Genomic DNA, 18,844 nt, shown 5'->3' on the forward strand with positions numbered 1-18,844 from the left:
CAAAACAATTTTACGTCATAAATCCGTGCTAATGTTCTAATATAGCTTAAGGCGTCAAAAATGTGGCAGGCCCTTGCCGATGAACGACCGGTCAAAGGGAACGTTTTCTTCAGGGAAGCAGATATGCAAACCGCCCAACGTTTTGTCAGTCGTCTCACTCGTCAAACACTCGCACTGGTTCTTGCCGGTGGCCGAGGCTCCCGCCTCCACGATCTTACCAAGTGGCGCGCGAAACCAGCGGTGCCCTTTGGCGGCAAGTTCCGGATTATCGATTTCCCGCTTTCCAACTGTATCAACTCGGGCATTGGTCAGGTTGGTGTGATAACGCAATACAAATCTCACTCTCTGATCCGGCACATCCAGCGAGGCTGGGGGTTTCTGCGCGGGGAGCTTGATGAATTTGTTGAGTTGCTGCCTGCGCAACAGCGTATTGAAACTTCCTGGTATGAAGGAACGGCCGATGCAGTGCTTCAGAACCTTGACATCATACGAAGCCATCAACCGGAGTACGTGCTGATTCTGGCGGGCGACCATGTTTACAAGATGGACTACGGCACCATGCTGGCCCATCACGTGGAAAATGATGCTGATATTACCGTTGGATGCATTGAAGTACCGATTGATGAAGCCTCTGCATTCGGGGTCATGTCCGTGGATGATGAACTCCGAGTTCGGGAGTTCGTGGAAAAACCGGAGCAGCCCAAACCAATGCCGGGCCAACCTGGCAAAGCCCTGGCTTCCATGGGTATCTACGTGTTCAGTACCCAGGTGCTGTTCGATGAACTGATGCGGGATCAACAGATGGACAGGGCATCTTCCCACGATTTCGGCAAGGACATTATTCCTTCTGCGATCAAACGTCTGCGCGTGGCAGCGTTTCCGTTCCATAACCCTATTGAGAACAAGCAGGCCTATTGGAGGGATGTGGGCACTGTTGATGCACTGTGGCAAGCGAACCTTGAACTGATCGGTATCAGTCCGGAGCTGAATATTTACGATTCACATTGGCCGATATGGACCTATCAGGAACAGTTACCACCAGCAAAGTTTGTGTTTGACGACGATAGCCGACGCGGGATGGCGGTAGATTCCATGGTTGCCGGTGGGTGTATCGTTTCGGGTGCGCTTGTTAGGCATTCTCTTTTATTTTCGCAGGTTACAGTGCATTCCTATAGTGAAATATCAGATTCTGTAATCTATCCGGATGTTGATATAGGACGGCATTGTCGCATCCGTAACGCCCTGATCGACCGCGGCTGCCGAATACCGGAAGGCACACAGATTGGATTCGACGATGAAGAGGACCGCAAGCGGTTTTATGTTTCTCCCAAAGGCACAGTCCTGATCACACCTGAGATGCTCGGGCAGGACTATCCCCATGGCCTCTGACAAAAAAACGCCGGTTGTACTTTGCTGGCACATGCACCAGCCGTCCTATCAGGACATGCGTACGGATAAATTCCTGTTTCCCTGGGTATATTTACATACCATTAAGGACTACAGCGACATGGCAGCGCACCTCGAAGCAAACCCCGATGCGCGGGCTGTGGTTAACTTTGCTCCGATACTGCTTGAGCAGATTGAAACCTACCTGATCCAGATTGAGCGATGGCGCCACGGCGCCGGAGCAATTGGTGACCCCTTGCTTTCTGCGCTAGTAGCCGGGGATCTACCTGACCCTGGTACCCCCGGTTTTCTGGGGCTGATGGAGAAATCTCTCCGGGCCAATCAGGAAAGAATTATCAGCCGGTTTCCTGCATACGCGCAACTGGCAGAGCTGGCGGAGGTTTACCGCCAGAAACCAGAGCTTCAGAGGTATATCTCCAGGCGTTTTTTGTCTGATCTTCTGGTCTGGTACCACCTCGGCTGGATGGGAGAATCCATCCGCAGGGAGAGTCACTGCATACAAAGCCTTCAGGAAAAAGGTCATCACTTTTCGATGGATGATCGACTGGCGCTGCTGAATGTGATTTTTGAGGTGCTCTCGGGCATCGGGCCCAGATATCGTCATCTTGCCGAGAAGGGCCAGGTTGAGCTCTCGGTCAGTCCATACACACATGCCATGCTGCCGTTACTTATTGATCTCGGGTCTGCCCGTGAGGCCATGCCCGATATTGACCTTCCGGAACACGCCAGTTATCCGCAAGGAGAGGCGCGTGCGCGCTGGCAGTTGCAGCAGGCGAAGACGGTGTTCCATCGGTTCTTTGGGGTAGATCCCGCCGGCTGTTGGGCCTCCGAAGGCGGTCTTAGTCAGGCAACGCTGAAACTGCTGGATGCAGAACACTTCCGCTGGACCGCCAGCGGAGACTCCGTGGTTCACAACAGTCTTAACCTCGCCAGAAAAGATAACCCGAATGGGGTCGATGCAGGCATACACCAGCCTTTTACCTTTGGCGATGCTTCCACAGCTGTATTCTTCAGGGATGATGGTCTGTCTGACCTTATCGGATTTACCTACGCAGATTGGCACGCCAGGGACGCTGTTGGTGACCTGGTACATCACATGGAGAATATTGCCGGTCAGGGTGATGGCAAACCCGGGCAGGTGATTTCGGTGATCATGGATGGCGAAAACGCCTGGGAGTACTACCCGGAAAACGGTTTTCATTTCCTGAATGAGCTGTACCGGGTCTTGGCCCACCACCCAAGATTGAGACTGGCCACCTACGAAGCTCTGGCTGCCCAGCCGGAAACCGCTGCAACTCATCTTCCACACCTGGTCGCTGGTAGCTGGATCTATGGGACCTTTTCCACCTGGATCGGCGACCCGGACAAGAACCGGGCCTGGGATCTGCTTTGTGAAGCGAAACTACACTTCGATCGGGTGATGGACAATGGCAGCCTGAACACAGAGCAAAAACAAGCCGCCCTGAGGCAACTGGCGATCTGCGAAGGGTCGGACTGGTTTTGGTGGTTTGGCGACTATAACCCGGCCCAGATCGTCAGCGACTTCGAGCATCTGTTCCGCCGCCATCTGGTCAATCTTTATGAATTGATTCAATATCAGCCGCCGCCTTCCGTGTTCCAGAAGCTCAGCCAGGGAAGCGGTGAGCCGACCCGCAGCGGAACTATGCGACCGGGCCATGAGACGGACCCTCAGGCATGACATTAGCCAACGCCAGAGATCTTTTCAGTGCGCGCAGGGCGGGCGTATTGCTGCACCCAACCTGTCTGGCTCGTTCTCTTGGCATATTGGGGGCCAATACAAATCGGTTTGTCGATTTTCTTGCCGCCAGCGGCATCACTGTCTGGCAGACTCTGCCGATTGGTCCGACACATACTGACCTTTCTCCCTATCAGTCTTTGAGTGCTCATGCAGGCAATCAGGAGTTTATCGACCTGTCGGAATTGCTTCAGGTTGGTTTGCTGGCAGAAAACGAACTGAGACCGTCTATAGCGCGGTCCCGTCAGCAACTACTGAGCCTTGCAGCTGAACGGTTTTTCGAAGGGCGTGGTCTGATCCAGAACGATTTTGACCTGGCCGGTTTCAACAGCTTTCAGGCCCGAAATGGCGCCTGGTTGGACGATTTTTGCCTGTTCAGTGCAGTAAGAGAGGTTCAGGAGGGGCAATGTTGGCCGCAATGGCCTCAGCCCTTGCGAGATCGCGATGCGGTTGCACTTCAGTCGTTCGCAGAAAACAATCAGCCGCGCCTGGCTCGTATAAGGTTCGAACAGTACTTGTTCCATTACCAGTGGCAGAAACTGCGAGACTATGCCAGAGAAAAGGGCGTCTTGCTGTTTGGTGATATTCCTATCTTCGTCGCACACGAGAGCGCCGACGTGTGGGCCAATCGTCATCTTTTCAAACTGGATGAACAAGGTGAACCTACGGTCGTTGCCGGTGTACCTCCGGATTATTTTTCAGAGAACGGACAGCACTGGGGGAATCCTTTGTATGACTGGTCGATGATGGCTAAGGACGGTTATCAGTGGTGGCTGGAGCGGCTGGAGAGCCAACAACGACTCTTTGACCTGATCCGTATAGATCATTTCCGTGGGCTGCAGGCATACTGGGAAATTCCCGCAGAAACACCGGAGCCAAAATATGGTTACTGGGTTCCGGGTCCCTCTGATGACTTTCTCCAGGCCTGTTTCAACCGGTTTCCGGATCTTCCCCTGGTTGCCGAAAATCTGGGCATTATTGGAAACGATGTTGAGGAACTGCGAAAACGGTTTCACTTACCGGGTATGACCGTCATTCAGTTCGGCTTCGATGGCAGCCCCGAAAATCCTCATCTGCCACACAATCATCATGTCCGGGATCTGGTCTATACAGGCACCCATGACAACGACACCACACTCGGTTGGTATCTAAGCCTGGATGACCATACCAGGCACTACGTCAATGACTACCTTGGTGTCACTGGCGAAGGTATGCCATGGCCGGTTATCGAGGCTGCGTTTCAGTCGGTCTGTGCTCTGGCTATTGTGCCCATGCAGGACTTTCTGGGGTTGGGAACAGAAGCCCGATTCAATACCCCGGGTACAAGGATCAATAACTGGACCTGGCATCTGGACTGGAATTTTCCGGAGGAGGAGTTGTCAAAACGGATTGTCGAAGCTGTAAAGCGACATAGCCGTCTGCCGACCAACTGAGTAATTTTTGATCAGCGTCAAGAGAGGTCCGCCCAACCTCCGATATAACACATGGGCAGTATCAACAAATGACGGTCTTGATGAGTCACGAGGGGGAAGCATGGAACACCGACTCAGTAAACGCGTACAAGGAAAGCTTGGCCTGTTGGTATATAAACGTGGAATGCCGGTGGCTACGGGACAAATTCGGGATGCCTCCAAGCGTGGGCTGTTCATTGCTACAGACTACACGGACGTTCAGCTGAATCAGACCGTAGAACTGGAATTTCGATTCCCTGACGCACGGGAAAAACGGTTCAGGAAACTGAAAGCCCACGTTGTCAGGAAATCAGACAAGGGTCTCGGAGTGGATTTTGAAGGTGTAGTGAACGATAGCTTCACCATCTCTACGCTCATTCTGTGGCTGAAAAAACGTCATTTCCCGGTAACCTGCTTTCCTGTCGGTCGTCAGGCATAGGGGCATTGTCCTGACTACCCTGAGCGGAGCTCAAAATTGACCCTGGCAGCCTACAGCCCCAGGTCTTTACCGGAATCCCTGACCGGTTTGTTCCAGCTGTCCCTGGATCTGCGCTGGACCTGGCACCATGGCACCGACGAACTCTGGCGTGCCCTTGATGCCGAAATCTGGGACACGACCCGAAACGCCTGGCTGGTGCTTAACAGTGTGTCTGGCGAGAGGTTGAAAGAGCTTGCCGCCGACCCCGGCTTTCTGGAACGTTACCGGGAACAGGTTTTGGCCCAACAGCAATTCATCAGGGCCAGCACCTGGTACTCATCCGATTGCCCGGGGGATCTTGGCGAGGGCATTGCGTATTTCTGTATGGAATATGGGCTGAGCGAATCGCTGCCATTGTATAGCGGGGGGCTTGGCGTACTCGCCGGGGATTATCTCAAGTCTGCGAGCGATCTCGGTGTGCCTGTTATGGCCGTAGGGCTCCTGTACCAGCAGGGATATTTCCGCCAGGCCATCAGCAGCGATGGCGAACAGCTTGAATTTTACCCCTACAACGATCCGACAATGCTGCCTGTTTCTCCTCTCAGAGACGAAAATGGCCAATGGGTGAGGGTGGTTGTTCCTTTTCCCGGACGAAACCTACGTTTGCGTGTCTGGAAAGCACAGGTTGGGCGCTGCGAATTGCTGCTGCTCGATAGCAATGAACCCCTCAATGAACCCGGCGACCGTGGCATTACCAGTGAGCTCTACACCGGTGACCCGGAAAAGCGCCTGCAACAGGAAATGGTACTCGGGATTGGCGGATGGCGCCTGTTGGAACAGTTGGGACGAAAGCCGGCAGTCTGCCACCTCAATGAAGGGCATTGCGCCCTGGCACTGATAGAGCGGGCGTTCAGCTGGCAGGATCAACACAACAGCGACTTTGAGGTGGCCCGTATCGCAACAAGGGCGACCAATCTGTTTACCACCCATACTTCGGTGGCTTCCGGCTTCGACCATTTTCCCCGTTCCCTACTTCGCCTCTATGTTACTCCATGGCTGGAAAGCCGCGAACTGGATGTCGATCAATTGCTTGCGTTGGGGAATGAGAGCACCTCGGCAATTGATCAACATGCCAATCCGACGCTCAACATGGCGTTGCTGGCACTCAATATGAGCGGTCAGTTCAATGGCGTCAGCCGTATCCATCAAAAGGTCACCCAGACTATTTTTCAGCCGTTTTTCCCGCGCTGGCCGGCAGAGGATATTCCTGCGGACTACATTACCAATGGCATCCATACGCCCAGTTGGGACTCACCGGAATCTGACGCCATCTGGACAAGAGCCTGTGGCAAAGATCGCTGGTTACGTCCGCTTCAGAAAATCTGCCCAATGACCGACATCACCGACGACGATTTATGGGAGATGAGGCGTCTTCAGCGGATGCGGCTGGTTAACTACCTGCGGCGACGGCTCGCAAGCCAACATTGTGAACAGAACCCAGGATTTGATCACTCGGCTGCCTGTGGGCTTTTGCTGGATAATGAAACCCTGACTCTGGGTTTTGCCCGGCGTTTCACCGAATACAAACGTCCTGACCTGCTGCTGAGGAATCAGGATCGACTACTCCAATTACTGACAAATCGGGATCGCCCCCTGCAAATTGTTCTTGCGGGTAAGGCTCATCCCTACGACCGCCCCGGAAAGGAAATCATTCGTCAATGGAAAGCGTTTTCCCGGCGCCCGGAAGTGGAGGGCAAGGTCGTGTTCATCGAGGACTATGATCTGGGGGTGGCCAACCAATTGATCCAGGGTGTCGATGTCTGGCTTAACTGCCCGAGGCATCCCTGGGAAGCCTGTGGTACCAGTGGAATGAAAGTGTTGGTAAATGGCGGTCTGAACGTGTCCCAGTACGATGGCTGGTGGGCGGAGGCCTGGAACAAGGAAGTGGGTTGGGCCATTCGCCCCGGAGCCACCTTTGATGAACTGAATGCTTCGAACAATGACGACCAGGACAGGTCGGACATGGAAGAGCTGTTTGACTTGCTGGAAAGTGAGGTGATCCCGGGCTTCTATGATGTTGATAGCGAAGGCATTCCCCGGAAGTGGCTGAAACGCATACGATCCAGCATGGACCAGTTAACCGCAACGTATTCCGCCAATCGCATGGTTCGTGAGTACGTTGAGCACTTCTATCTGCCCATGATCGAAAAAGGTCGCCTGCGAAACAGAGACACTGCGGAGCAATTGCTAAACGATTGCAGGATGATCAGGCAGCACTGGCCGCGACTGAGATTTAACAGCTTTAATGTCTGTGAAACGGCAGAAGGGCAGATCGTGACGGTGGAGGTTTATCTGGACGGGATAGACCAGGAAGGAATCGCTGTCGAGCTTGTGGCAGAACATTCCGGGTATGGGCCCAGAACTGTCTCGGCCATGGCTATGAAGCACCCGCTTAGTGGCTCCGCCCATACTTTTCTATACGAATGTACTGTCCCTGCTCGGCCAGGAGGACACTATACCCCCCGCCTTCGAGTGCGTGATGATCGCCTGAATCTTCCCCTTGAAAACCCCGCCATACTCTGGCTCAAGTAATACTCAGCTTCGCCAGAATGCCGGAGACAGGACAATCACAACGCTCAGAATCTCCAGACGCCCCATGAGCATACCCACTGACAATACCCATTTGGCAGCATCGGGCAGGGCTCCGAAGTTCCCGGCAGGACCAATTATATCGCCAAGCCCCGGGCCCACGTTGGTGAGTGCGGTGAGGGCCCCTGACAATGCAGTCACAAAATCCAGTTGCATGGCGGCCAGGGCAACCGTGATCAGCAGGAGGCATAGGAGAAAAATGAAGGTGTAAGCAATCATTGACGAGATAATTTCATCGCTTACGGCACGGCCGTTGTAGTTTCTGGTAAGCACTGCTCGTGGATGCAGTAACCTCATCAGTTGTTCGCGCAGAATGATCAGGGAAAGCTGAAACCGGAAGATCTTCATTCCGCCGGCAGTGGAGCCCGAGCAGCCACCCACAAACATCAGAAAGAAGAAGAGGACAAACGCCAGAGGTCCCCAGGCCGAATAGTCTTCGGAAGCATAGCCGGTCGTGGTTACGACAGACGTTACATTAAACAAGGTTGCCGCGTAGTTATGAATAGGGTCAAACGGTACCGGAGAGACGAGCCAGCGGTAGAGGGTCAGTAACAGCGGCACGAAAAACAGGATCGCAAGGAACAGGCGTACCTGCTGGTCCCGAAACAGAACACCATGCTGGCCATGCATTTCTCGTACAAAAAGGAAAAAAGGCAGGCTGCCGATGATCATGAATAGTGTCGCTTCCATGAGAATCAGGTCATTAAACTTACCCATGGACAGATCAGAGGTTGAAAAGCCCCCGGTGGATATGCTGGTGATGCCATGGTTGAAGGCGTCGAAAAGCGTCATGCCGGAGAAGTAGTAGGTCACTACGGCTATGACCGAAAACCCCAAATAAACCACGAGAAGACCACGGCTGAGAGTTTTCATCCTTGGCAATGCCTTGTCGGTCCACTCGGAGGACTCTGTGGCGAACAGACGCATACCTCCTACGCGCAGAAACGGAAGCACGGCAACGAACATACCGATGATCCCGATACCGCCAATCCATTGCAGTATGGAACGCCAGATCAACAGATCAGGATCCATGTCATCGAGACCGCTAAGGACTGTGGCGCCTGTGGTGGTGATGCCTGACGTACCTTCAAAGAACGCATCTGCAGCGGAGATATCGAGATCGCTCAGATAGAACGGGAGGGATGACAAGAGCGCAATGATGAACCAGGACGAGACCGTCAGCACAAACATAAAGCGAGGTTTCAGGTCTCGCGGTTTGCGATAGGTGGCAGCCATCCCCAGGATTCCGAGACCGCATACAATTGCTGCCGATTCCGCAAACGCCATCGCATTTGGCGTTTCGGAACCCAAAAGAAGAATAACGGGCAATGTCATGAAAATGCTCAGAAGCATGAACATGACGCTGACAATGAAAATGACAGGGTAGAGATTTCTCAATGGAAGCTCGAGCCAGCTGATACCGGGAGACGGCGTCAGAATACCTGTGGGTAAGGTCATCCGCAAGGTAACAGCCAGCGGATGCTGAAATTACCGGCTGATTAATTCGGTGTAAATAACGCGTAAATGCGGATCTTTCTGATGGTAAAACTCGTGAAGCTGATGCAAGTTCACAGGACACCGAATGTTTCGGCTGAGGAGATACCAAGATGAATCACGTACGTTCAATTGTCGTTGTTTTTGCTACCGGTCTGGCCGCTGCAGGTTCCGCTTCGGCTCAGGATATGTACAAGTCAGGCGCAGGCGGACTCTATACCGGTCTGAACTATACCTTCATGGATATAGAGAGCGGCGACGCAAATGCCAATGCCGGCACGCTGTCTGCCAAGGTGGGTGTGATGGCGACTCCGTTTCTGGGCATAGAAGCCCGAGGCGGATTCGGTGTCGACGATGATCGCATTCGTGGAGTCGACTATTCATTGGATAACTATTTTGGAGGTTACGCCACATTCAATCTTGCCAACCAATCCCCAATTACGCCTTACGCCATCCTCGGTTTTACTCGCGTCGAACTTGAAGCGGCATCTCATCTGGGCACTGTGACGGAAGATGAAACTGATGTGTCCTATGGTATTGGTATGACTATGGAGTTCGCGCCGAACCTGTCCGGCAACCTCGAGTACATGCGGTACTATGAGGACCGTGATGCAACTGTCGACGGATTGGGTGTCGGCCTCCAGTTCAACTTCTGACACCAGCTCACCCGGGGAGACGACTTGAATCACCTGGCTCACGTATTTCTCGCACCTGACTCGTCCGAAGCACGGGTAGGTAGCATCCTTGGAGACTTTACCCGGGGCGTCGATCTTTCGGCACTCCCGGACCAGGTGAATCAGGGAGTTCGCCATCACCGAGCGGTCGATAGTTTTACCGACAAGCATCCTGAGGTCCTTGCCAGCAAGCAGGTATTTTCCCGCCAAAGACGGCGATTTGCCGGCGTTGCACTCGATGTTCTGTACGATCACTTTTTATTAAAACACTGGGATCGCTTCAGTAACGTTGAGCGCGAAACGTTCATTCATAACGTATACAACGAATTGCAGGAGAAAGAGCATCTGATGCCCGAGCAGATGGCACGGGTGACTCGACTGATGGTTTTGAACGACTGGTTCGGAGCCTATCAGGATATTGAAAACATTGGTTATGCACTGGACCGGGTTGCCCGACGCATACGATTCACAAATGACTTTGGCGGCATCATCACCGAGATCCAGGAGCACCAGCAGGATCTTGAGCAGAGGTTTCTAGACTTTTTCCCTGAGTTACAAAAATTTGCAGGAGGAATTGAATGAGGTTTGTTAACAGAGCGCTGTGGATTTCCGCTTTGTTTTTTTCATCGGCTATGACGGTTTCAGCGGAGACGGATGGCACCAGCGACAAGCATCCATCCGAAGTGCTTGGCTACGTTGAGTGGGTCGTTATGCAGGATACCAGCCTCCGCCTCAAGGCACGGCTGGATACCGGTGCAAAAACCTCGTCTCTTCACGCGGTCAACATCGAACCCTTCGAGAAAGACGGAGTGCCATGGGTCAATTTTCAGATTCCGCTAGGAGATCATCAGGACCAGCCAGCAGACGGTGAACTGCAGCACGAGGACGTCATCCTTGAACTGGAACGTCCAGTAGAACGGACCGTTTTGATCAAACGAAAAGGAGCTCCATCCCAAAAGCGATATGTGGTGATGATGGACTTTTGCATCGCAGGAATGCCGCATACCACCCAGTTTTCACTGACAGACCGCGGCAGGTTCTCCTATCCAGCGTTGCTCGGGCGAAGATTCATGCGGGACGACAATATACTTGTGGACTCATCCGAAGGCTTCCTTGCAGAAAGACAATGTGAACATCTGACGCTGGAGGAGCTGGCAGACGCCCATAAGGATCGTATGATAGAGCTGGAAGATCCCTCCTGACGGACGTCTCGGGGAGCCTTTATCTGTATGGCTCCCCGAGGTGACAAATAGATTGAAAGTGCAGGTAACAGTTGACGAAAGTTGACTGAGTGCTAACCTTGCGAGGGTGTTGGGCCCCTGGGTTACTGTTCCTTATTCCAACCTCCTGCATTCCGGACGACTTGTGAGGGATCACCTGAAATTCTTTTTTTTCCTGGTTATTAATCTCTGTCTGATTTTGCCTGTCTCGGGATCTATTCGCTCCGAACATGAGGTGAAGGCCGCCTTCCTCTATAATTTTACCCGTCTTGTTACGTGGCCCAATCTTGGTAAAACGGCGTCGCCACTTGAGATCTGCGTGTATGGAGCAGATCCGTTCGGTGGTTTGCTCGATCCTATTCGCGGTCGACAGTCTCAGGGCCGAAATCTGACACTTCGGTACTCAGACGTGACGTCAGATTTATCCGGCTGTGATGTTCTCTATATCGACCAATCCCTCACCCGTGGCCTCCAGAGCCTTCTCGATCTGGCCAATGAGCGCAACATTCTGACGGTCAGCGATCTTCCGGATTTTGCCCGAAAAGGGGGTATGATTGGCTACGTAAAGCAGGGCAATGTTATTCGTTTTGAGATAAACCTGAAGGCCGCCGATGAGGCGGGTCTGATCATCAATTCCCGACTTCTGGAACTTGCAGTGGAGGTGATGCGATGATCGGACAATGGCGTTATTGGCGACTCAAAACCAAGCTTCTGTTTCTTACCTTGTTCACCAGCGCCCTGGGCATATCGCTCGTATGCATCAGTCTGATCTTCGTTGAGAATCAGAACTACCGCAAACAGCTCGAATCAGAGCTTCACGTGATTGGCGGCATACTTGCCGAACAATCAGCCGCAGCGTTGATTTTTGACGACAAAGAACAACTCAGCAGCATTATTTCAAGTCTCAGACGAATCGATAATATCCGTCAGGTCTGCATCTACAATTCGCAAGGGAGCATCATGGCTGCCCTGGAAAGTGAAGATGTCCGCACGTGTCCGGAGCTTGAACCAGCGCCAGAGACAGGGTTTGCAAAAAATGCCTACCGGATGATGATGCCCATAACACTGGACCAGGAGACTGTTGGTCAGTTGTTTCTTACCTCTCATCTTGAGGTACTGAGGAAACACATCCGGACGTTCGTATTGATTACGGCATTTGTTGGGATCGGCATTCTTCTTGTCTTGTTCATTCTTGCCATAAAGCTTCAGAAGATTGTCTCTGGCCCCATCGTGACCCTCTCGGACACCGCTGAACGCATTGCCCGGGACCACGATTACACGGTTCGTGCGCCTGTTTCGGGTCCCGATGAGCTTGGCAGACTGGGCAACACCTTCAACGAAATGATCGGGACGATCGAGGAGCAAAACCGCCGGATTCTTGAAAGTCGGGACAGTCTTGAGCGAGAGGTCGATGCGCGCACATCGGAGTTGAGCATGGCAAATCGCGAACTTGAGGCTTTCAGCTATTCAGTCTCCCACGATTTAAGACAGCCACTGAGGGCTATCGAAGGCTTTGGGCAAGCGCTCGAAGAAGACTGTGGAGAGCAGCTTGATGATGCCGGCAAAGACTATCTGCGAAGAATTCGCAACGCCAGCGTTCGTATGGCCAATCTCATTGATGGACTGCTCATACTGTCGAGGGTCAGCCGGCAATCCATGGAGAAAGAACCGGTAGATCTGACGGCCCTTTTGCAGGAAATCGCGGACGAACTTCTTGAGATTGGCGATACATTGCCAACAGAGATCAATATACAGCCGGCAATGCAGGTTATAGGCGATAGCCGGATGCTGAGAGTGGCATTTCAAAACCTTCTCGAGAATGCCTGGAAGTACAGCGCGAAAGGCGAGAAGCGAAAGATTGATGTCTCTGCAGTTACCAGAAACGGTTCGATAGAGATTGCAGTCAAAGACAATGGCGTCGGGTTTGACATGCGCTACATCGATAAATTGTTCGTGGCCTTCAATCGCCTTCATACCCCTTCAGAGTTTAGTGGCACGGGAATCGGTCTGGCCACTGTATACCGCGTCGTCCGTCGCCATCGTGGACAGATCTCGGCGACATCGGAAGTTGGAAAAGGTGCCCATTTTGTGGTCACGTTGCCTGTTTCGGGAAAACAACGCTAAACTGACCGTCGAAGCAGAGCACATCTTCCAACTTATTGAAGAGCAAACAAAAAAATGGACAGCCGTTCAATCCTTGTGGTTGAAGACAATCCAGACGATCAGGTCCTCATGGTCCGTGCCCTGAACAGCGCCAGTTCAACGACTCCGGTAGTCGTTCTGGAGGACGGGGAAGAAACACTCAAATTCCTGTTTGATAAGGACGGGAAAGCCACAAAAAACGTCGAATCGCTGGGTGTGGTGTTACTGGACGTGAAACTACCTAAAGTAAGCGGCCTTGAAGTGTTACGGCATCTTCGCTCATCTCCGGCCACCCAGTGGCTACCTGTGATAATGGTGACATCTTCCGACGAACCAGCAGACCTTATGGATGCCTACAGACTCGGCGCCAACAGCTTTATAACCAAGCCTATCAACTACCGGGAATTTGTTGATCAGATGACGGTTCTTGCCCGCTATTGGTTGCAGGTTAACAAAGTGCCCGATTGCGGCTCGGTTCGATCATTTTGAACAGGTGGGGACTGAGATGAGCCCAACAAATCCACTTCGCATGCTGATCGTCGAGGATTCGGAAGACGATGCTTTTCTCCTTTTGAGAGAGCTGCGTAAAGGTGGCGTCAATCCCTATCATGAGTTGGTCGAAGATGAGGAGGGGTTACGCCGGGCATTGTGCGAGGGTAACTGGGAAATATTGATTACTGATCACAATATGCCGGGTTTCTCGTCGTTCCGGGTTTTGGAGATGGCCCGCGAATACTGTTCTGATCTGCCGGTTATCATCGTTTCCGGAACCATAGGTGAGGGTGTTGCCGTGAGTGCCATGAAGGCTGGCGCGCAGGACTACATCATGAAGGACAATCTGTCCCGCCTTATTCCAGCCATTGAGCGTGAGGTTCGCGAGGGCTCGGTCAGGGAAGCTAAACGCCTGGCGGAGACGACCCTTGAGTACCTCGCATACCACGACAGTTTGACGGACCTCGTAAATCGTCGGGAATTCGAACGTCGGTTGGCTCAGGCGCTTGAGGATACTCATGATCAGGGGCAGCAGCATGTGTTGCTCTATCTGGATCTGGATCAGTTCAAGATCATCAACGACACCTGCGGCCACATTGCAGGCGATCATTTGCTCAAGCAGTTGGCCATCCTGCTGTCTGATCACGTGAGGTCTGATGATACTCTGGCGCGACTGGGTGGCGACGAATTCGGCATCCTGTTGCACGGCTGCGATGCATTCTACGCGCAACGGATAGCCGAAAAACTGTGTCAGGAAGTCAGTGAATTTCGATTTGTTTGGCAGAACAAAACCTTCTCTGTAACGCTGAGCATTGGCATGGTGGTGATCAGCAATCATTACGACAAGGCGAGCGAGTTGCTTTCGCATGCCGATCTGGCGTGCTACGCCGCCAAAGACCGGGGCCGAAACAACGTTCAGCTCTATCAGTCGAATGATAGGGACATGCAGCAGCGACAAACTGATATGCACTGGACCAGTCGTATCCAGGATGCTTTGCGCAACAACAGTTTTCGGCTCTGGAAACAGGATATGGTGGCTTTGCAGCCGGGCTCGGCCGATGGCTACCGTACAGAGTTTCTGGTTCGGTTGCAGGAAGGCGATGACGTTATCCTGCCTGGAGCTTTCATCCCGGCTGCGGAACGTTTTGACCTGATGAACAAGGTTGATCGGAAAGTCATCGAGCTTGCCTTTCGTTATCTCGATCAAACAGGTTTGGGAAGAGAGCGGTCTGGCACGTTTTTCATTAATCTGTCGGGTAGTTCCTTCAATGATCCGGAACTCTTTCCTTATATCTGCGAGCAGGCGAGCGAGCATCAACTGAACCCTGAAAGGGTATGCTTCGAAATCACCGAAACCTCAGCGATCGCCAATCTTAACGTTACTCAGCAGTTCATCATCAATGCCAGGGAAAGAGGTTTTCAATTTGCCCTGGATGATTTTGGGGCAGGTATGAGCTCATTCTCCTACCTAAAGGCATTGCCGGTGAATTATCTGAAGGTAGATGGAGGATTCGTGCGCAACCTCCTGACGGACCCTATTGACCTGGGTATCGTAGATGCCTGTAATCGCATAGGTCACGCTGCTGGTCTTAAAACAGTGGCAGAGTTCGTTGAAAATGATGACGTCAAGAATCGGCTCATGGAGCTTGGCCTTGATTATGCCCAGGGGTATGGCATTTCGAAACCGTGTCCTTTGGATTAAGACAACCTGAATTTTTCCCTGATCGCTATTCTCTGCAACAACCCCTTGTAAGGAATCATTATGCTCGAAAACGGTGACTTGATAATTCGTTACCTGGAGCAACTTGGCGTCGAATATGTGTTTGGCGTCCCGGGCGGAAGTATCGAGCCTTTTTACGACGCGCTCGCCAGAAGCGAACGTCGCGGGGGGATCAGGGCTATAACCGCGCGCCATGAGACTGGTGCGGCCTTTATGGCGGAAGGTTACGCAAGAGCGACTGGAAAATTGGGCGTATGTTGCTCAACGGCCGGCCCGGGCGCAACCAATTTGCTGACGGGCGTCGCATCTGCCTATGCTGACGGTATACCTATCCTGGTCATATCCGCGCAGACTGCACTGGACAGGTTCGGGCAGGGCTCGCTTCAGGAAACATCCTGCACGGGCATACACACCCTGGAGATGTTTGCCCAATGTACAAGGTACAACACTCTGGTGTCACATCCAGCGCAGCTCCCCACCAAACTACTTCAGGCCGCAAGCCACGCGATGAGCAACCAGCCTGGGCCAGTGCATCTCGCCATTCCTCTAGATGTAATGCGTCACAGGGTGCCCGACAATGCAGTGGACAGTGCCTTCAAAGCTTTTCTGAACCAGGAAGTGGCTCCTAGCGCCCATTCTGTACAGTCTGTTCTGGGTTATCTGAAGGCGGCACCGAAGGTAACTCTGGTTCTGGGGAAGGGGGCGGGAGAGGCCAGTGAATTATTGGTAAAGACGGCTGAATCGCAGAACTGGTTAATGGTCACAACGCCGTGTGGGAAAGGCTTGGTGGATAGCTTCCATCCTCTTTATCGAGGTGTATTCGGGTTTGCAGGCCACGAAAGCGCGAGTAACGCATTGAAAGAAAGCAATGCAGATCTGGTTATCGCTGTCGGTACCGCACTGGATGAGGTTTCTACCTGCGGATGGGATCCAACGACCATCCTTTCCAACCGACTGATACATGTTTCCAGCAACCCCGAACACCTGAGTCGTTCCATCATGGCCCGGTTGGTGGTGTTGGGATCACCCAGACTGCTCTTCGAATCACTGGCCAGAGAACTGTGCATTGAACCGTCTTCTCAGATAATGCCGTCGAACGTCCATGACAGCGGTCTCCCTTCCAATATCAGTTTCGACAATCCTGATCAGTGTTTCGACAGATCCGGCCCCATCAAAGGCCAGACTCTGATGACCTATATGAGCAGAATTTGCCCGCAGGATACTCCGGTACTGATGGATACTGGAAATAGCTTTTTATGGGGGATTCACTACTGGAACGTGCGCCGTCCCACCCAGGTGCAAGCCGAGGCTAACCTCTTCCATATCGGGCTTGGGTTTGCCGCCATGGGTTGGGCAATCGGCACCTCTGTAGGTATGGCAAGCGCTAACCGCAATCGCCCGGTGCTGTGTTTTACCGGCGACGGTAGTTGTCTCATGTCGGGGCAGGAGTTGACCACAGCGCGTCAGGAAAACCTGAACATACTTATGATGGTACTCAATGATTCGTCCCTCGGGATGGTAAGGCACGGGCAAAAGCTGTGCGGAGGCGAGGAAGTCGCAACCCAGTTGCCTGCTGTCGATTTTTCGATGCTCGCACGAGCATTAGGTGTTGAATCCTATCGGGTTGAATCAATGGGACAGCTGGAAGATCTGGACATCAGTGAAATAATGTCTCGCCCCGGCCCATGCCTTATCGACGTTGTCGTGGACGAATGCCAGGTTCCTCCTCTGGGTTCGCGAATGAAAGTACTAACCAGTTCAAAACAAACTGATCAATAGGGTAGGAAACGACGGTGTCATCAGACTATGTTTACCACTCAGATTTCTGGCTCGAAGAACCGGAAGAAGCCAATCCATTCGCTGCCAAAGCCTGCTACTGCCACGGCTATGATGTGTATGGTCAGATAATCGAGAAAGCCAGTTGGTTTGAATATCTTCTGTTGATGTTTAAGGGCGACAGGCCACAGCCACGGGAAACAGTATTCCTGGAAAAAATTGCCCTGGTTCTTGCAAACCTGGGTCCCAAAGAAGCAAGTATTCGTGCCGCCATGAACGGTGGCGTCGCCGGTACGAACCACAGCTCGGCGCTTATGGCAGCACTTGCGGTGGGTTCAGGGCAATACGGGGGCTCTCAGGAACTTGAGATCTGTATGCGGTTATGGCGGGAATGTGGCCAGGATCTTGAACGATGGAAAGCTCGCCTGCAGGCGCCTGAGCAGGACGAAAGGGTAGATATATGGCCTGCCATGGAGCATCCACCTGGCTTCGACCCTAACGGAGATCTGATACCAACAACTGTGCTTCAGGCGCTGGAATTCCTGGTGAAATTTGCTCCCGACGATGGCGCTCTGAGCTGGCTGAAAAAGCATCGTTGTGACCTCGAGGAATTTTTCAGTTGTCCAATTTCAATAACCGCCATAACCGCTGCTGCCTTTGTCGATCTAGGTCTGGATCAGGATCAGGGCAGCATGCTCTATCTCATACTTCGATTACCCGGAGCTGCAGTCCATGCGCTGGAACAGAGAAAGATGGGCTGGAAAAAGTTTCCCTTTTACAGCCCTGCTATTGAGCTGGAAGATGATCCCGGCCCCGTTCAGAAAAAAGGCGTGGAGGACCAGTCATGAATCATGAACGACTTTATGAAACCGAGGCACGGCTGGTAACTCGAATCGGAAAGGCCTTTCTCACCGAACGGGTCGTGATGCATGGCAAGGACCTGCACCATGAACTGGATCATATGGAATGGTTGCACCTTTATCTTTATGCCATTCTCGGAAGGGATCCCGGTAAGAATGTCGCAAATATGCTGAATTGTTACTGGGTAGGCAGCAGCTATCCTGATCCCTCAATCTGGCCAAATCATGTTGCTGCTCTGGCTGGGTCGGTTCGAACGACTCCATCACTCGGAATGATGGCCGGCTTAAGTATTTCGGAGGCATCCATATACGGCCGCCGCCCGGAAGTACGTGCCCTGGACTTCTTCTACAGGGCAGGTAAGTGGTGCGATGAGGGCGGTAAACTGGTGGACTTTGTCGACCAGGAAAAAGCCCAGGGCAGGATTCTCTATGGCTATGGCCGTCCACTGGCGAAAACGGATGAACGGGTAGCGTTCACGTTGGATAAGGCTAAGGAGTATGGTTTCTCTGACGGTCGTCATCTGAAGATGGCGTTCGAGGTATACGAGCATCTGAATGAGAAGCATGGATACGCTATGAACGTTGCTGCTGTCCATGCCGCTCTGGCTGCAGATATGGGGTTCACCTGCGTGGAATACCAGCTGTTGCTGTCGCCCGGTTTCTCAACTGGCATGGCTCCTTGCTTCAAGGATGCAAAAGAACGCCCCGAGGGAAGCTTCTTCCCGATTCGTTGTGAGAGCATTGTTTATCATGGGCGCGGTAAGCGAGACTGGGACGAATGAACC

General features: G+C 52.7%; 16 protein-coding genes. 15 read left to right on the forward strand and 1 reads right to left on the reverse strand.

Going from position 1 to position 18,844, the window contains the following annotated elements; all coding sequences use genetic code 11:
- The first annotated feature begins 60 nt into the window (after positions 1 to 60).
- The 5 genes from glgC (at position 61) to glgP (ending at position 7,624) form a co-directional block, all read left to right on the forward strand.
- A complete protein-coding gene (gene glgC, locus KO499_RS18425) occupies positions 61 to 1,389 on the forward strand; it encodes a glucose-1-phosphate adenylyltransferase (RefSeq protein WP_228340042.1) in 1,329 nt (442 codons plus the stop codon).
- Positions 1,379 to 3,106: a glycoside hydrolase family 57 protein gene (locus KO499_RS18430; protein WP_215985204.1), complete on the forward strand. Its 1,728-nt coding sequence runs from the start codon at positions 1,379 to 1,381 to the stop codon at positions 3,104 to 3,106. Before glgC ends, KO499_RS18430 begins: the two co-directional genes overlap by 11 nt.
- Positions 3,103 to 4,596, forward strand: coding sequence for a 4-alpha-glucanotransferase (malQ, locus tag KO499_RS18435; protein WP_215985205.1), 1,494 nt, complete (start codon positions 3,103 to 3,105; stop codon positions 4,594 to 4,596). The genes KO499_RS18430 and malQ overlap by 4 nt, the downstream gene beginning before the upstream one ends.
- Before the next feature lie 100 nt (positions 4,597 to 4,696).
- Positions 4,697 to 5,053: a PilZ domain-containing protein gene (locus KO499_RS18440; protein ID WP_215985206.1), complete on the forward strand. Its 357-nt coding sequence runs from the start codon at positions 4,697 to 4,699 to the stop codon at positions 5,051 to 5,053.
- Positions 5,054 to 5,089: 36 nt separating this feature from the next.
- On the forward strand, positions 5,090 to 7,624 hold the full coding sequence (gene glgP / locus KO499_RS18445; RefSeq protein WP_215985207.1) for an alpha-glucan family phosphorylase: 2,535 nt from the start codon (positions 5,090 to 5,092) through the stop codon (positions 7,622 to 7,624).
- Positions 7,625 to 7,627: 3 nt separating this feature from the next.
- Here the strand turns inward: glgP and KO499_RS18450 are convergent, their stop codons facing one another.
- Positions 7,628 to 9,040: a TrkH family potassium uptake protein gene (locus KO499_RS18450; RefSeq protein ID WP_215985459.1), complete on the reverse strand. Its 1,413-nt coding sequence runs from the start codon at positions 9,038 to 9,040 to the stop codon at positions 7,628 to 7,630.
- A 248-nt stretch (positions 9,041 to 9,288) separates the two neighbouring features.
- Here KO499_RS18450 and KO499_RS18455 point away from each other — a divergent pair, with 248 nt between their 5' ends.
- The 10 genes from KO499_RS18455 to KO499_RS18500 all read left to right on the forward strand — a co-directional run bounded on the left by KO499_RS18455 (position 9,289) and on the right by KO499_RS18500 (position 18,841).
- The gene (locus tag KO499_RS18455; protein ID WP_215985208.1) at positions 9,289 to 9,831 is read left to right on the forward strand and encodes an outer membrane beta-barrel protein; all 543 of its coding nucleotides are present in this window, start codon (positions 9,289 to 9,291) and stop codon (positions 9,829 to 9,831) included.
- A gap of 24 nt (positions 9,832 to 9,855) precedes the next feature.
- Positions 9,856 to 10,431, forward strand: a complete 576-nt coding sequence (locus KO499_RS18460) for an ACP phosphodiesterase (protein WP_215985209.1) — start codon at positions 9,856 to 9,858, stop codon at positions 10,429 to 10,431.
- Positions 10,428 to 11,051, forward strand: a complete 624-nt coding sequence (locus tag KO499_RS18465) for an ATP-dependent zinc protease (protein WP_215985210.1) — start codon at positions 10,428 to 10,430, stop codon at positions 11,049 to 11,051. Before KO499_RS18460 ends, KO499_RS18465 begins: the two co-directional genes overlap by 4 nt.
- Positions 11,052 to 11,304: 253 nt before the next feature.
- A complete protein-coding gene (locus tag KO499_RS18470; RefSeq protein WP_215985211.1) occupies positions 11,305 to 11,742 on the forward strand; it encodes a YfiR family protein in 438 nt (145 codons plus the stop codon).
- Positions 11,739 to 13,193, forward strand: coding sequence for an ATP-binding protein (locus tag KO499_RS18475; RefSeq protein ID WP_215985212.1), 1,455 nt, complete (start codon positions 11,739 to 11,741; stop codon positions 13,191 to 13,193). Before KO499_RS18470 ends, KO499_RS18475 begins: the two co-directional genes overlap by 4 nt.
- A gap of 54 nt (positions 13,194 to 13,247) precedes the next feature.
- Positions 13,248 to 13,700, forward strand: a complete 453-nt coding sequence (locus KO499_RS18480; RefSeq protein WP_215985213.1) for a response regulator — start codon at positions 13,248 to 13,250, stop codon at positions 13,698 to 13,700.
- Between the two features lie 16 nt (positions 13,701 to 13,716).
- Entirely contained in the window at positions 13,717 to 15,405 is a 1,689-nt protein-coding gene (locus tag KO499_RS18485; RefSeq protein WP_228340043.1) for a GGDEF domain-containing response regulator, read from the forward strand.
- Between the two features lie 60 nt (positions 15,406 to 15,465).
- Positions 15,466 to 17,202 carry a thiamine pyrophosphate-binding protein gene (locus KO499_RS18490; RefSeq protein ID WP_215985214.1) on the forward strand — a complete coding sequence of 579 codons (1,737 nt, stop codon included), beginning with the start codon at positions 15,466 to 15,468 and terminating at the stop codon, positions 17,200 to 17,202.
- Between the two features lie 14 nt (positions 17,203 to 17,216).
- Positions 17,217 to 18,047, forward strand: a complete 831-nt coding sequence (locus KO499_RS18495; RefSeq protein WP_215985215.1) for a citryl-CoA lyase — start codon at positions 17,217 to 17,219, stop codon at positions 18,045 to 18,047.
- Positions 18,044 to 18,841, forward strand: a complete 798-nt coding sequence (locus tag KO499_RS18500; RefSeq protein ID WP_215985216.1) for a citrate/2-methylcitrate synthase — start codon at positions 18,044 to 18,046, stop codon at positions 18,839 to 18,841. The genes KO499_RS18495 and KO499_RS18500 overlap by 4 nt, the downstream gene beginning before the upstream one ends.
- Positions 18,842 to 18,844: the final 3 nt, after the last annotated feature.

This window comes from Marinobacter sp. F3R08 (assembly GCF_018860425.1).
Taxonomy (GTDB): Bacteria; Pseudomonadota; Gammaproteobacteria; order Pseudomonadales; family Oleiphilaceae; genus Marinobacter.

Bases quoted from the DNA above. Each gene is read 5' to 3' on its own strand.
- glgC (WP_228340042.1), top strand. From the start codon at position 61: ATGTGGCAGGCCCTTGCCGATGAACGACCGGTCAAAGGGAACGTTTTC.
- KO499_RS18430 (WP_215985204.1), top strand. From the start codon at position 1,379: ATGGCCTCTGACAAAAAAACGCCGGTTGTACTTTGCTGGCACATGCAC.
- malQ (WP_215985205.1), top strand. From the start codon at position 3,103: ATGACATTAGCCAACGCCAGAGATCTTTTCAGTGCGCGCAGGGCGGGC.
- KO499_RS18440 (WP_215985206.1), top strand. From the start codon at position 4,697: ATGGAACACCGACTCAGTAAACGCGTACAAGGAAAGCTTGGCCTGTTG.
- KO499_RS18450 (WP_215985459.1), bottom strand. From the start codon at position 9,040: ATGTTCATGCTTCTGAGCATTTTCATGACATTGCCCGTTATTCTTCTT.
- KO499_RS18455 (WP_215985208.1), top strand. From the start codon at position 9,289: ATGAATCACGTACGTTCAATTGTCGTTGTTTTTGCTACCGGTCTGGCC.
- KO499_RS18465 (WP_215985210.1), top strand. From the start codon at position 10,428: ATGAGGTTTGTTAACAGAGCGCTGTGGATTTCCGCTTTGTTTTTTTCA.
- KO499_RS18475 (WP_215985212.1), top strand. From the start codon at position 11,739: ATGATCGGACAATGGCGTTATTGGCGACTCAAAACCAAGCTTCTGTTT.
- KO499_RS18480 (WP_215985213.1), top strand. From the start codon at position 13,248: ATGGACAGCCGTTCAATCCTTGTGGTTGAAGACAATCCAGACGATCAG.
- KO499_RS18485 (WP_228340043.1), top strand. From the start codon at position 13,717: ATGAGCCCAACAAATCCACTTCGCATGCTGATCGTCGAGGATTCGGAA.
- KO499_RS18490 (WP_215985214.1), top strand. From the start codon at position 15,466: ATGCTCGAAAACGGTGACTTGATAATTCGTTACCTGGAGCAACTTGGC.
- KO499_RS18500 (WP_215985216.1), top strand. From the start codon at position 18,044: ATGAATCATGAACGACTTTATGAAACCGAGGCACGGCTGGTAACTCGA.